General features: G+C 70.3%; 12 protein-coding genes. 5 read left to right on the top strand and 7 right to left on the bottom strand.

Annotated features, from left to right (window positions below):
* The first annotated feature begins 91 nt into the window (after positions 1-91).
* Positions 92-2086 carry a hypothetical protein gene (locus LDL49_RS29975; RefSeq protein ID WP_225295754.1) on the top strand — a complete coding sequence of 665 codons (1995 nt, stop codon included), beginning with the start codon at positions 92-94 and terminating at the stop codon, positions 2084-2086.
* On the opposite strand, the gene LDL49_RS29980 is transcribed toward LDL49_RS29975, so the two are convergent.
* Genes LDL49_RS29980 through LDL49_RS30000 form a run of 5 tightly spaced genes read right to left on the bottom strand, consistent with a single transcriptional unit; the run spans position 2044 to position 8239 of the window.
* Positions 2044-3633 carry an acyl-CoA synthetase gene (locus LDL49_RS29980; RefSeq protein ID WP_225295755.1) on the bottom strand — a complete coding sequence of 530 codons (1590 nt, stop codon included), beginning with the start codon at positions 3631-3633 and terminating at the stop codon, positions 2044-2046. The two genes, LDL49_RS29975 and LDL49_RS29980, sit on opposite strands and share 43 nt — an antisense overlap.
* Positions 3633-4781: a thiolase family protein gene (locus LDL49_RS29985; RefSeq protein ID WP_225295756.1), complete on the bottom strand. Its 1149-nt coding sequence runs from the start codon at positions 4779-4781 to the stop codon at positions 3633-3635. Before LDL49_RS29985 ends, LDL49_RS29980 begins: the two co-directional genes overlap by 1 nt.
* Positions 4782-4783: 2 nt before the next feature.
* Positions 4784-5803: a thiolase family protein gene (locus LDL49_RS29990; protein ID WP_225295757.1), complete on the bottom strand. Its 1020-nt coding sequence runs from the start codon at positions 5801-5803 to the stop codon at positions 4784-4786.
* Complete coding sequence (locus LDL49_RS29995) at positions 5803-6699, bottom strand: Zn-ribbon domain-containing OB-fold protein (protein ID WP_225295758.1); 897 nt, start codon at positions 6697-6699, stop codon at positions 5803-5805. Before LDL49_RS29995 ends, LDL49_RS29990 begins: the two co-directional genes overlap by 1 nt.
* A complete protein-coding gene (locus LDL49_RS30000) occupies positions 6689-8239 on the bottom strand; it encodes an acyl-CoA synthetase (RefSeq protein ID WP_225295759.1) in 1551 nt (516 codons plus the stop codon). Before LDL49_RS30000 ends, LDL49_RS29995 begins: the two co-directional genes overlap by 11 nt.
* A 193-nt stretch (positions 8240-8432) precedes the next feature.
* Here LDL49_RS30000 and LDL49_RS30005 point away from each other — a divergent pair, with 193 nt between their 5' ends.
* The 3 genes from LDL49_RS30005 (at position 8433) to LDL49_RS30015 (ending at position 9953) form a co-directional block, all read left to right on the top strand.
* Positions 8433-9242: a crotonase/enoyl-CoA hydratase family protein gene (locus LDL49_RS30005; RefSeq protein WP_225296059.1), complete on the top strand. Its 810-nt coding sequence runs from the start codon at positions 8433-8435 to the stop codon at positions 9240-9242.
* 39 nt (positions 9243-9281) lie between these two features.
* Positions 9282-9557: a type II toxin-antitoxin system Phd/YefM family antitoxin gene (locus tag LDL49_RS30010; RefSeq protein ID WP_225295760.1), complete on the top strand. Its 276-nt coding sequence runs from the start codon at positions 9282-9284 to the stop codon at positions 9555-9557.
* Positions 9558-9683: 126 nt separating this feature from the next.
* The gene (locus LDL49_RS30015; RefSeq protein WP_225295761.1) at positions 9684-9953 is read left to right on the top strand and encodes a PIN domain-containing protein; all 270 of its coding nucleotides are present in this window, start codon (positions 9684-9686) and stop codon (positions 9951-9953) included.
* A 7-nt stretch (positions 9954-9960) separates the two neighbouring features.
* Here the strand turns inward: LDL49_RS30015 and LDL49_RS30020 are convergent, their stop codons facing one another.
* Together LDL49_RS30020 and pgfA are read right to left on the bottom strand one after the other, a co-directional pair.
* A complete protein-coding gene (locus LDL49_RS30020; RefSeq protein ID WP_225295762.1) occupies positions 9961-11067 on the bottom strand; it encodes an NAD(P)H-dependent flavin oxidoreductase in 1107 nt (368 codons plus the stop codon).
* Positions 11068-11193: 126 nt separating this feature from the next.
* Positions 11194-12111: a cell envelope lipid trafficking protein PgfA gene (gene pgfA, locus LDL49_RS30025; protein WP_225295763.1), complete on the bottom strand. Its 918-nt coding sequence runs from the start codon at positions 12109-12111 to the stop codon at positions 11194-11196.
* A gap of 275 nt (positions 12112-12386) precedes the next feature.
* On the opposite strand from pgfA, the gene LDL49_RS30030 reads away from it, so the two are divergent.
* Positions 12387-13106 (top strand): class I SAM-dependent methyltransferase, encoded by a 720-nt coding sequence (locus LDL49_RS30030; protein WP_225295764.1) that lies wholly within the window; start codon positions 12387-12389, stop codon positions 13104-13106.
* Positions 13107-13114: the final 8 nt, after the last annotated feature.

Below are 13114 nucleotides of genomic sequence, written 5' to 3' on the forward strand. Positions count from 1 at the left end.
GATTTCCTGACTGGGAGCGAGCCCTGATGGGATAGTGGTGGCACCCTCGTCGGGGGACGACACATCGGGACGTAGCGACTAGGCGGGCCCCATGGACAGGCCACCGCACCGCCTCGGGGTCGAGCGCGTCGTCGAGGTCCACTCTCTGCCGAGCCTTCTGCGGCGCGCCCGCGAGCCGCTGCCGCCCGACTGCCCGGACTGGCCGCTGCTGGTGCCGGAGCACGCCGTCGTACCCTTCCTAGGGCGCCATGAGGAGCTGGCGACACTGCGCGGCTGGGCCGACAGCCCGGCGCCGCTGTCGATCGCGGTGCTGGCGGGCCGGGGCGGCACGGGTAAGACCCGGCTGGCGGGCGAGCTGTGCGCGGAGCTCACGGAGATGGGCTGGGACGCCGGTTTCCTCACCGCCCCTTACCCCTGCGCCACCGGCCTCGACGTCCTCCGCCCCACTCTCCTGGTCGTCGATCACCCGGAACCGTGGGCGGCGGCGATCGGTGAGCTCATCGGGCACCTGGCCGGGCGGCGGCGCCGTCACCCGGTCAGGTTCCTGCTGCTCACCCGCGAGCCCGCCGGTGCCGGCGGCCTGCCGAAGGAGCTGAATGAGCTGGACGGCATCACCATCCAGCTCGACCGCCGTCCGCTGACACGCGCCGAGCGGGTCGGGCACGCGGCGGCGGCCATACGGGCGTTCGCGCCGCCCCGGGCCCTCCTGCCCGCGCTCGACGATCCGGAGTACGGCGATCCGCTGCGCGTGCACCTGGCCGCCTTGATGCGGCTGCGCGGGGACGACGTCGAGGGCGGGGAGTTGCTGAGCCGGTTCCTGATGTACGAGCAGCAACAGTGGATGACGGTATGGCCCGAGGGGTACGAGCCGGTGGACGCCGCGACGGCCCGGCAGGCGGTGGCCCTGGTCACGCTCACCACGCCCACCCGCCAAGAGCTGCGGGAACTGCTGTCGGCGGTGCCCGGGTCCCAGACGTACGACCGCAGGCTGGCCTTGGGCGACTGGCTGGCCCGCCTCTTTCCGGGCCGGGGCGGTGCCCGAGGGAGGTTGGCGCCTCTGGGGCCGGAGGTCGTGGCTGAGCGGTTCCTGGCCGAGACCGAGGGCCTGGACGCGCTCGTGCTGGCCGTCCACGACCATCCGGCCAGATCGGCCGGGCACCTCCTGCGGATGCTGGACGTCCTGCGGCGGTCGAGCGAGCAGCCCGCCGTACGGTCGGCGCTGCGGTCACTGCTCACGAGCCGGCTCGACGGACTGCTGGAGGAGGCGGCGGCCGAGCCGGCCGCGCGGTTCGGCGACCAGGTCGAGGCCGCGCTCCGGCCGCTGCTGGCCGACCCGGATGTGGAAGGCGGCATGCTGGTGCGGTGCCTGTGCGTCCACGCGAGGGCGCTGCTCGGGCGGCAGCGGGCCGTGGAGGCGCTGGCGCAGGCCGAGCGGGCCGCCGACCTCTGTGACGAGCTGGACGAGCCGGTCGGCGCGGCCATGACGTACGCGGTCCTGGGCGCGACGCTGGCCGCGCTCCACCGGCCGCACGACGCACTGGAGGCCATCGCCTGGTCGCAGGCCGAACACGACCGCGCCATGGCCGGACAGGAACGGGCCATGACCGACCAGGGGCGGGCCATGGCTGAGCGGGCCGGGATCGCCGTCGACGTCTACGACCAGCTGCTGGAGCAGGGGGTCGACGCCGTCAGTGTGCATACCGGGCGGGCCATGGCCGGGATGTCGCTGGGCGCCGCGCTCACGCTGCAGGGCAGGCCCGCCGACGCGGTGCTGCCGCTGAGTGAGGCGCTGGCGGCTCTGGAGCGCTTCGCGTCCGGCGATCCAGCCCTCATGGGTCATCTGGCCAACGGGATGCTCATGCTCGGAGACGCCCTGATCGAGGCGGGACGGGTGCTGGAGGCAAGCGTCGTGCTGCACCGGGGCACCCAGGTGATCGAGGACGACCTGCTCGGCGCCGTGGCCCAGGCCCGGCTCGACTTCTGCCAGGCCGAGCTGAGCCGCCGCGAGGAGGCGGAAGAGGCGCGAGCCGCTGAACCCCGGGCTTACGAGCCGCCGGACTCCGCTTGTCGCCGGGCCCACCGGTAGTCGGCCTTGCCCGCCGGTGACCGGACCATCTCGTCCACGAACACGTACGTACGAGGCACCTTGTACCCCGACAACCGCTGCCTGCAGTGCGCGTCCAGCTCGCCCGCCGTCACCTCCACGCCCTCGCGCGCCTCGACCACGGCCGCCACCCGGTTGCCCCACCGCTCGTCCGGTATCCCGGTCACCACCGCGTCGAAGACCGCCTCATGCCCCTTGAGCACCGCTTCCACCTCTTCGGGAAAGACCTTCTCCCCGCCGGTGTTGATGCACTGCGAGCCGCGCCCGAAGACGTTCACGGTGCCGTCGGCGTCGACGCTGGCCAGGTCGCCGGTCAGCAGCCATCGGGTGCCCTCGGCGTCGGTGACGACCGTACGGGCGGTCTTCTCCGCGTCGTTGTAGTAGCCGAACGAGATCGGCCCCGACTTGGCCACCGTGCCCAGCTCCCCCGAGCCCGGCTGGACGGGCCGCAGCTTCTCGTCGAGCACGGCGAGCCCGGACGTGGCGTTCGGCTGGTAGCGCAGCCCCGCCTCGGGTGAGGAGCCCGCCACCCCGGAGGCGGTGTAGCCGGACTCCGTGGAGCCGAAGCTGTCGAGGATCATGACGTTGGGCAGGGCCGCCTGCAGCCGGTCGCGCACGGCTCCGGTGAGGATGGCCCCGGTCGAGCTGAGCGCGATGAGCGAGGACACGTCGTAGTCGCCGCTCTCCAGCGCCTCCGCCAGCGGCCTGGCCATGGCGTCGCCGGTGATGCTCAGCGTGGCCACCTTTTCGCGGGCGATCGCCCGCAGCACCGCGTCCGCGCTGAAGCTGCGGACGTAGACCACGGTCGAGCCCATCCACCAGCTGATGAACGTGCCCATCTGCGCGGCCCCGTGCATCAGCGGCGCGGCCGCCATCATGACCATGGGCGGGTCCGCGGCGGCCGCCTGGTCGATCACCGCCTGCGGTGTCGGGAGCGGCGCGCCGTACGGGTTGCCGCCGCCGAAGGCCACGAACAGGTCCTCGACGTGCCACATCGCGCCCTTGGGCATGCCGGTCGTACCGCCGGTGTAGATGATGTAGACGTCCTGCCCGGATCGCGGCTCGAAGCCGCGCGTGGGCGCGCCGCGTTCCAGCGCCTCGGTGTACGGCACGGCGGTCGCGACGGACGACCGCCCGCCGACCGAGATCAGGTGCTCCAGCAGGGGCGCCTCCCCCATGACCGCCGACACCCGCGGCTCGAACTCCACGTCGTAGATCAGCGCCCGGATGTCGGAGTCCCGGTAGAGGTAGAGCAGCTCCGCCTCGACATAGCGGTAGTTGACGTTGATCGGCACCGCCCGGATCTTCAGCGCGGCGAGCATCCCGGCGACGTACTCGATGCTGTTGTACAGGTGCAGCCCGACGTGCTGGCCGGGCTCGACGCCGAGATCCTGGAGGTAGTGGGCGATCCGGTTCGCCTCGGCGTCCAGCTCGGCGAAGGTGCGGCGCTCGTCGTCGCAGACGATGGCCGGCCGGTCGCCGACCGCGTCCGCGATCCCTTCGAACAGGTCGGCGTGGTTGAACTCCATCAGGGCTTCTCCCGTCCGACGATCCACATCGCGAAGAACTGGGCTCCCCCGCCGTACGCGTGGCCGAGCGCCAGCCGGGCGCCGTCCACCTGGTGTTCCCCCGCCATCCCGCGTACCTGGAGCGCGGCCTCGGCGAACCTGATCAGCCCCGACGCCCCGATCGGGTTGCTCGACAGCACGCCGCCGGAGGCGTTCCACGGGGTGTCGCCGTCGAGGGCGGTGGCGCCCGATTCGGTGAGCTTCCAGCCCTCGCTGTCGGCCGCGAATCCCAGGTTCTCCAGCCACATCGGCTCGTACCAGGAGAACGGTACGTACACCTCGGCCACGTCGATCTGGCGGCGCGGGTCGGTGACGCCCGCCTGCCGGTAGACGTCGGCCGCGCAGTCCTTGCCCGCCTGCGGGCTGACCGTGTCGCGGTCGGCGCGGAAGATCGGCTCGGAGCGCATGGCCGTGCCGTGCAGCCACGCGGGTGTGCCAGTGACCGCCGACTCCGACGACAGGACCATGGCGCAGGCGCCGTCGCTGGACGGGCAGGTGTCCAGGTAGCGGATCGGCTCCCACAGCATCGGCGTCGACTCGACCATCTTCAGGTCGATGCCGGGGATCTTCAGGTGGGCGTAGGGGTTCTTGAGTGCGTTGAGGCGGTCCTTGACGGCCACCAGGTGGCCGATGTGCTCGGGCGCGCCGGTCCGGCGGATGTACTCCCTGATGTGCGGCGCGAAGTAGCCGCCGGCCCCGACCACCAGCGACGCGCTGAACGGCAGGTGGGTGGACAGGGCCCAGGTGGCGTTGGACTCCGACTGCTTCTCGAACGCCACGACCAGCACCCGGTCGTGCACCCCGCCCTGGATGAGGCTCGCGCCGACCAGCGCCGTGGAGCCGCCGACGCTGCCCGCGGTGTGCACGCGCATCATCGGCTTCCCGGCCGCGCCGAGCGCGTCGGCCAGGTACGCCTCGGGCATCATCACGCCCTCGAACAGGTCGGGCGCCTTGCCGACGACGACCGCGTCGATGTCCTTGAACGTCAGCCCGGCGTCCTCCAAGGCCCGGACGGCCGCCTCGCGGACCAGCCCGGCGATCGACACGTCCCTGCGCTTGGTCGTGTAGTGCGTCTGGCCGACGCCGATCACGGCACACCTGTTGCCCATTTTCATGCCTCCAGGACGGTCACAAGGTTGTGCTGCAGGCAGGGGCCGCCGGCGGCGTGGCCCACCGTGCGGGCGGCCGTGCCGTCGTGGATGCGCCGGGCCGCCTCGCCGATGCGGATGAGGCCGGTGGCCATGACCGGATTGGCGGCGAGCGGGCCGCCGGACGGGTTGATCACCGTGCCGTCGGGGAGCTCCAGCGCCCGGCGCAGGATCGGCTCCTCGTGGGCGAACTGCGTGTGCAGCTCCGCCACCTCGACGGGACCCTTGCCGACCCCCGCGGCACGTGCGGCGTCGGCCGCGGAGACCGACAAGGCGAGATCCCGCATACCCAGGTAATGCGGCTCGATGCGATGCGCGATGCCCCTGATGTAGGCGGGTCTGGCGCACAGCTCCCTGGCCAGGTCCCCGGCCGCCAGGACGATCGCCGCGGCGCCGTCCGTGATGGGGGCGACGTCGGACTTCCTGATCGGCTCGACCGCGTACTCGTCGCCGACGTCCTCGGGCAGGTCGAGCGCGTACGGGTTGCTCCGGCCGTCGGCCCGGCTGCGCCTGACGATCTCGTCGAGCTCCTTGCGTTCGGCCCCGGCCGCGCTGGCCTGGAGGGCGGCGAAGGAGAGCTGGTCGAGGCCGAGCGGCGCCAGATAGTACGGGTCCAGCTGGAGCGTCATGATCTCGCGCAGGTCGCCGAGTGACGACTTGCCGAAGCCGTACACCAGGGCGGAGTCGATGTCGCCGTGCTGCAGGCGCACCCATGCCTCGTACAGCGCCCAGGCCGCGTCCATCTCCACGTGGCTCTCGGAGATCGGCGGCCACGCGCCGAGCGCGTCGAGCGCGGAGACGAACGAGAACGGCGCGCCCGCGAGGTAGTCGCAGCTGCCGGAGCAGGTGAAGCCGAACCGCTTCAGCCCGGTCGACTGCTTGACCTCGTTGATGACGGGCAGGATCAGCTCGGGCTCGCTCAGGCCGCCGTCATGGTCGGTGTGGCGGGTCTGGGCGAACGCGACGACGGCTACCTCACGCATCAGAGCTCCACATCCGGCTCGCCGGTGGGGGCGAACCATCGGACGTTGGCCATGGACTTCGTCCGCTCGCCCTCGGGCACCCATTCGGCCCTGACCCGCATGCCCTGCCGCACCTCGTGCGCCGGGACGCCGCCGACGAGGGCGATCATCGGGATGTCCGCCCCGTCGAGCAGGATGTAGGCGGAGACGAAGGGCACCTCGGGGGCGCGCGGGTCGGGCAGGTTGTTGATGGCGTACGTGGTGATCGTGCCGGTGTCGGGTAACTCGAGCTGGTCGGCGATCGGGCCACCGCAGGCCGGGCAGAAGACGCGGTATGGGACGTAGACCTTCTCGCAGCTGGGACACCGGCCGCCGAGGAACACGCCGCGCTCGACGCCTTCCAGGAAGGTCAGCAGCGACCCGCCCACCTGCAACCGGTACTCCGCCCGCACGGGGGACACGATCTTCGTGACCTCCGGCGCGAAGTAGGAGATGTCGGTGATGTGACCGGTGCGCTCGCTGCGCCAGACGGGCCAGACCCGGCTGCCGATCCGCAGCGCCTTGGCGTTGCCCGCGTCGACGGCGTGCACCAGCGCGGTGTCGGCGCCGTCGAGTTTGATCGTCGCCCAGGCGAACGGCCGGTCGAGCGGGTGGCCGCCGCGCGGCTCGTCCACCCATGCCCACGCGGTCACCGTCCCCGCGGGCCCGACCTCGACGAACTCCTCCGTGACGGCCTCGCCGCTCGCGGGGTCGTACTCCAGCGGCGGCACCAGCACCTTGCCCTCGGCGGTCCGCACGCCGACGATCCGGCCGCCGCGCAGCTCGGTCAGGAAGCGTCCGATCACCGGCCCGGTCGTGCGCGCGTATCCGCCCGGGAACTCCAGGATGTGCTCCGCCACCAGCGGTTCAGATGGCACGGTCGTGTCCCTCCCAGTAAGGTGCGCGGAGTTTGCGTTTGAGCAGCTTGCCGTTGGGCTCGCGGGGCATCTCTTCGATGAAGTCGATCGACCTGGGCCACTTCATCCTGGCCAGGCGGCCTTCCAGCGAGGCGAGGATCTCGGCGGCGAGCTCGGGGCCCGGTACCGAGCCCGGGGCGGGCTCGACGATGGCCTTGATCTGCTCGCCCCACTCCTCGTCCGGGATGCCGAACACCGCCACGTCCGCGACCTTGGGGTGGATCATGATCTCGTTCTCGATCTCGGCGGGGTAGATGTTCGCCCCGCCCGAGATGATCATGTCGGCCTTGCGGTCGCACAGGTAGAGGAAGCCGTCCTCGTCGAGGTAGCCGATGTCGCCGACGGTGAAGTAGTCCTTGAGCTGGTTCTCGGCGGTCTTGGCGGGGTCGCCCTTGTACTCGAACCGGGCGCCGAGCATCTTCATGTAGATCGTGCCGGGGGTTCCGGTCGGCTGGGGTTCGCCCGCGTCGTCCACGATGAGCACCTCGCTGATCGGCCAGGCCGAGCCGACCGTGCCCGGGTGCGCCTTCCAGCCCTCCGGCGTGGCCAGGGTGCCGCCGCCCTCGGTGGCCGCGTAGTACTCGTAGACGCAGTCGCCCCACCACTCGAACATCGCCCATTTCACCGGCACCGGACAGGGGGCCGCCGCGTGGATCATCCACTTGAGCGAGGACAGGTCGTACTTGTGGCGGGTCTCCTCGGGCAGTGCCAGGAGGCGCTTGAAGTGGGTGGGCACCATGTGCGAGTTCGTGACCTTGTACCTCTCGCAGAGCCGGAGCATCTCCTCGGCGTCCCACTTGTCCATGTAGACGAGCGTGTGGCCCATGTGCAGCGCCGTGCCGCCGAACTGGGTGACGGCGGTGTGGTAGTTCGGCGAGGTGATCAGGTGCGCGTTCGGCCGGCCCCGGGTGATGCCGAACAGGCCCGGCAGGAACGACAGCATCTCGGCGGCGTCGTCGGGGTCGAGCCCGTTCAATGGCCGCCGGACGCCCTTGGGCTTGCCGGTCGTGCCCGAGGTGTAGTGCATGGTCAGCCCGGCCGTACGGTCGGGGGGCGCGGTGTCCGGCTGCCCGTCGGTCAGCTCGCTGATCCGCCGGAACCCCGGAATATCACCGTCTTCCACGGCGAAGCGCCGCTCAGGCGCGATGGCCTCGGCGCCCCTGGCTCCTTCGGCCGCGTACCTGGGGTGCACGAAGAACGCCTGGGCCTCGCTGTCGGCCACGATGTAGGCGATCTCGGGCCCGGTCAGGTGCCAGTTGATCGGCGTGTAGTACCAGCCGGCCTGTAACGCGGCCAGGTAGAGGACGAGCCCGTCCACGCCGTTCGGCACCAGGCCGCAGACGCCGTCGCCCGGCTTCAGCCCGAGCTCGCGCAGGCCGTGCACCAGCTGGTTCGACCGGGCGAGAAGGTCGCCCGCGCGGTGCTCCGTACCGTCCGGGTCCACGCACGCGATCCAGTCCGGATCCGCCTGTGCCAGTCTCCAGAAACCGAGCGTGCCCATCGAAACTCCTCTTCAGGTGGTCCGAGGCCCCGATAAACAAGAACTTGTTCTCGTTTTGCCTGGGCAGCGTATCCCGGCGTCGGAGTCGTAGCAAGCGCTTGATCGAGGTCGTGCCGGCCATCATCGTCCGCGGGCTCGCCACAGGGTAGGATCGCTGCCTAACAAGCGCTTGATTCGTTACCTGGAGGCGTCCGTGGAGCTCCTGCCGATCAGCACCCCCCACTGCCGAGTCGAACGCGACGGCCACGTCGTCATCGTCACCATGAACCGGCCGAAGGCGCGCAACGCGCTCTCCTCCGACATGCTGATCGGCCTGGCCTCGGCCTGGGCGTACGTGTCGGCCGAACCGGAGGTCAGGGCCGCCATCCTCACGGGCGCGGAGGGCACCTTCTGCGCCGGCGCCGACCTCAAGGCCATGGGACAGCCCTCGACGGACGCCGACGTCCAGGCGCGGGCCGCCCAGATCCCCAACTTCCACTGGAAGGGCCTGCTCCGCGAGGACCTCCCGACCAAGCCGATCGTCTCGGCGGTCGAGGGCTACGCGGTGGCGGGCGGCACCGAGCTGCTGGTCGGGACCGACCTGCGGGTGGTGGCGGAGTCGGCCACCCTCGGTCTGTTCGAGGCCAAGCGGGCGCTGTTCCCCATGGGCGGCAGCGCGATCCGCCTGCCCCGGCAGATCCCGTACTGCCACGCCATGGACCTGCTGCTCACCGGCCGCTCCGTCACCGCGGCGGAGGCCCTGTCCATGGGCCTGGTCAACCGCGTCGTAGCGGACGGGCAGGCGCTGGCGGTGGCGCGGGAGATCGCGGACGACCTCGCCGCCTCGGGCCCGCTGGCGGTGCAGGCGATCCTGCGCACGTACCGGGACACGCTGGGCATGCCGGAGCCGGAGGCCCTCAAGGTGTCGGACGAGATCGGCTGGCCGGTGATCGGCTCCCAGGACGCCCGCGAGGGCGCCCGGGCCTTCAAGGAGAAGCGGGCGGCCGTCTACAAAGGCCATTGAGCGTAGCCCCGTGAGCTACACGGAGCCACACTAGGCCTCATGAAGGTCATCACCCAACGGGAGTTCCGTAACAACTCCGCCGCCGTCATGGATCAAGTGGAGTCGGGTGAGGTGTTCCACATCACCCGTAACGGCGTCGAGGTGGCAGAGCTACGACCGCTGCCCCGCAAGCGTCGCCTGAGCACAGCGGAACTCGTGGCCAAATCCCGAAGGCTTCCCCGCGTGGACTACGCCGAAATGCGCAGGGAGGCCGACGAGTTCTTCGGCAGCGAGGACCGCATCGACGATGACCCCTGGGAGCGGCGCCGTCCATGAGCGCCGCTCTCGCGGGGTGATCGATACGCGCGTCTACATCGACCTCGATGAGCTCCCATTGGGCGACCTGCCAGACTTCGTCGACATCACGTCATCACGCTGGCCGAGCTTCATCAGGGCGTGGCGATGGCGAAGAACGAGGCGGTCCGGGCCGCCCGCATGGAAAGACTGGGCGCGGCCGTCGTCGATTTCGAGCCGCTGCCCTTCGACGCGGACGCGGCGGCCCGTTACGGCACTCTCGTCGCATTGACGATCAACGCGAAGCGCGATCCCCGGTCACGACGGATGGACCTGATGATCGCCGCTATCGCGTCGAGCCGGGGACTGCCGCTCTACACCCGCAACACAGATGACTTCGTGGGGCTCGAAAGCCTGGTGACCGTCGTCCCCGTCTGACGACAGGTCAGTCGCCGGTGATGCGGCCCAGGCGTTCCGTGGCCTCCGCGTACTCCTCCATCAGGGAGTACATGACGTCGCGTGTCGACCGGACCTGGTTGGTGATGCCGATGATCTGGCCGGCGGGGAAGGTGGCCAGTTCGGCGGCGTCCGAGCGGCCGATGCGGCGCAGCGCGTCCGAGACCAGCATGAACTGCAGCGGCATCGGCAGCGTCCCCGGCGACTCCTGCGACTCCCAGGCGTCCGTCCACTCGTTCTTGAGCAGCCGGGCCGGCTTGCCCGTCCAGCTGCGGGAGCGGACGGTGTCGCGCGAGGTGGCCTCCAGGATGCGCTTCTTGGCCATCTCGGGGGTGTCGGCCTCCTCGACCGTGAGCCAGAGCGAGCCGGTCCAGACGCCCTCGGCGCCCAGGGCCATGCCGGCGGCCATCTGGCGGCCGTTGCCGATGCCGCCCGCCGCCAGCACCGGCACGTCCACCGCGTCCACCACCTGAGGGATCAGGACCATGGTGGAGATCTCGCCGGTGTGCCCGCCGGCCTCCGTGCCCTGCGCCACCACCACGTCCACGCCCACCTCCACCTGCTTGAGCGCGTGGCGCGGGGTGGAGGCGAGGGCGGCGACCTTGACGCCGTGGGAGTGGGCGAGCTCGACCACGTCCGCGGGCGGCGGGCCGAGCGCGTTGGCCAGCAGCGCGATCGGGTGCCGCAGCGCCGTCTCCACCTGCGGGCGGGCGGTGACGTCCGTCCAGCCGAGCAGCACCTTGCCCGCGTCGGCGTCCGAGGACAGGGGTGGCACGCCGTGGGCGGCCAGGAGGTTCTCGACGAACTGCCGGTGGCCCGCCGGGACCATCGTCTGCAGGCGGCCCACCAGCTCCTCGGGCGCGAAGTCGGCGCCCTCGTAGGAGGCGGGCATGACCACGTCGACGCCGTACGGGTGGCCGTCGACGTGGTCGTCGATCCACTTGAGCTCCATCTCGAGCTCTTCTGGGGTGAAGTAGAGGGCACCGAGAACGCCCATCCCGCCGGCCCGGCTGACCGCGGCGACCACGTCGCGGCAGTGGCTGAAGGCGAAGATCGGGAGTTCGATTCCGAACATGTCCGTGACACGGGTCCGCATGGGCCGACAATACGACCGGTGGCAAAGAAACTGCAACGTGTTCTAGTACTAGAACTTTTCGTCGGTCACCCACAAACGGACAGGGCGCCCGGAACGGTCACGGGCGCCCTGTACCAGCCGTACGAGTTACTCGCCTTCGCGGCGCCGGCGGCCGAGGAGGACCGCGACGGCCAGCGCGAGCAGCCCGAGCACGAGCAGGACGATCGGGATGGTCGTCTTCAGCAGCGTGATCTGGTTCTTGGCGTCCGTGGCCGTGCGCACCATCTCGGTGATGGTCTGCGGGGTGAACGAGGCGGTGGCGACCAGGGCCTTGGCGCGCTCGACGCCGTCCTGGGTCTTGAGCGTCTCGTTGCGGCGCACTTCCTCCTTGACCGGGGCGCCGCTGTTGGGCTCGACCCAGTAGGTGTCGGTGCCCTCGTACCAGCGGTCGAGCTGGATGTCGCCCGACTGGGTCACGCCGAAGAGCGAGCCGGGGGCGGTCAGCGTGGCGACCTTCGTGGCCGGGACGACCTGCTGGAACTTGTAGACCGGCAGCCCGTTGACGGTGTCCTCACCGACGAAGGTCGTGTCGAACGCCTTCTTGGCCGTCTGGTTGAAGACCTTGTACGTCTTCTTCTCCACGCCGAACGGGAACAGGTAGATCTGCCCCTCCAGCTTCACCGGCTCCTTGTTGACGCTGACCCCGCAACAGTTGACGCCCACCCCGGTGCGCCGGTCGAAGGCGCTGCGCCGCTCCGAGACGCTGATCTGCGGCTTGCTGTTGGTGACGTCGTCCACCACGGTGAACTCGTCCCAGACCACCCGGTTGTCCGTGGCCTCTTTGACGTCGCCACGGGTGGTGACGAGCATGCTGAGGTCCGCGGTCAGCACCTTGCCGTCGGCGATGGAGAAGTATTGGGCTCCCGGGGCCTGCAGCTTGGTGACGCTGTACTGGCCCGCCGGAGCTGCGATGATCTTGTCCGCCGCCCAGAAGCGGATCATCCCCGCCAGTACGACCAGGAACGCGCCGACGGCGACGAGAACGAGTACAGGTGTGCGTCGCATTCTGGGATCCTCCTGGCGGTCGAGGGATACGAAGACCGGTTACTTGTCCCCCCGGACATCAGATCGCGGGCGTGATCAACCCGCGACATGATCGCTACTGGAAAGTAGCATTCGATAACAGATCGCTGCAGCTACATCCGCATAACGAATCGGAACAGGTTCTACGATGAAGCCGGTCCGAGCGGGATGTTATCGCGCCCGTCCCGCCGCGGTCTCGCCTCCGCCAGAGCTTCGTTCTATTGTGGGAGCCCGTCAAGCATCCGGGAGCCGCGAGTATGCGCGCCGATCTGGCCAGATCCATCCGCCTCTTCCGCGCGTTCAGGTCCGAGCAGACCACGCCGAGCGACTACTACACCACGCTCGCCGCCGACACCGCCGCGCAGCTGCGGCGTTACGTCGCGTTGAACGGCAGGACGGTGCTCGACGTGGGGGGCGGGCCTGGATACTTCGCCGACGCCTTCAGACGTGACGGCGCCCGCTGCCTGTGCGTGGACGTCGACGCCGGCGAGCTGGCCGGTCAGGGCGCGCCCAGCGGCGGTGTGCTCGGCAGCGCGCTCGACCTGCCGCTCGCCGACGCCTCCTTCGACGTCTGCTTCTCGTCCAATGTCCTGGAACATGTTCCAGACCCGTGGCGCATGGCGGCCGAGATGACGCGGGTCACCCGGCCCGGTGGCCTGATCTTCCTCGCGTACACGAACTGGCTCTCCCCCTGGGGCGGCCACGAGACCTCGCCCTGGCACTACCTGGGGGGCGACCGGGCCGCCCGGAAATATGAGGAAAAGAACGGCAAGCCGCCCAAGAATCGTTACGGCCAGAGCCTCTATCCGGTCTCGGTGGCCGACGGTCTGCGCTGGGCGCGGACCCGTACGGACGCCGACCTGATCGACGTGCTGCCCCGCTACCTGCCCTGGTGGTGGCGGCCGATGCTGAAGGTGCCGATCGTCAGGGAGTTCGTCACGTGGAATCTGGTCCTCGTGCTCAGGAAGCGCCCATGAGTGCCCCG

The sequence above is a fragment of the Nonomuraea aurantiaca genome (genome assembly GCF_020215705.1).
GTDB lineage: Bacteria > Actinomycetota > Actinomycetes > Streptosporangiales > Streptosporangiaceae > Nonomuraea > Nonomuraea aurantiaca.

Coding starts and splice junctions, on each gene's coding strand:
- LDL49_RS29975 (WP_225295754.1), top strand. CDS start 92: ATGGACAGGCCACCGCACCGCCTCGGGGTCGAGCGCGTCGTCGAGGTC.
- LDL49_RS29980 (WP_225295755.1), bottom strand. CDS start 3,633: ATGGAGTTCAACCACGCCGACCTGTTCGAAGGGATCGCGGACGCGGTC.
- LDL49_RS29985 (WP_225295756.1), bottom strand. CDS start 4,781: ATGGGCAACAGGTGTGCCGTGATCGGCGTCGGCCAGACGCACTACACG.
- LDL49_RS29990 (WP_225295757.1), bottom strand. CDS start 5,803: ATGCGTGAGGTAGCCGTCGTCGCGTTCGCCCAGACCCGCCACACCGAC.
- LDL49_RS30000 (WP_225295759.1), bottom strand. CDS start 8,239: ATGGGCACGCTCGGTTTCTGGAGACTGGCACAGGCGGATCCGGACTGG.
- LDL49_RS30010 (WP_225295760.1), top strand. CDS start 9,282: ATGAAGGTCATCACCCAACGGGAGTTCCGTAACAACTCCGCCGCCGTC.
- LDL49_RS30015 (WP_225295761.1), top strand. CDS start 9,684: ATGGCGAAGAACGAGGCGGTCCGGGCCGCCCGCATGGAAAGACTGGGC.
- LDL49_RS30020 (WP_225295762.1), bottom strand. CDS start 11,067: ATGCGGACCCGTGTCACGGACATGTTCGGAATCGAACTCCCGATCTTC.
- pgfA (WP_225295763.1), bottom strand. CDS start 12,111: ATGCGACGCACACCTGTACTCGTTCTCGTCGCCGTCGGCGCGTTCCTG.
- LDL49_RS30030 (WP_225295764.1), top strand. CDS start 12,387: ATGCGCGCCGATCTGGCCAGATCCATCCGCCTCTTCCGCGCGTTCAGG.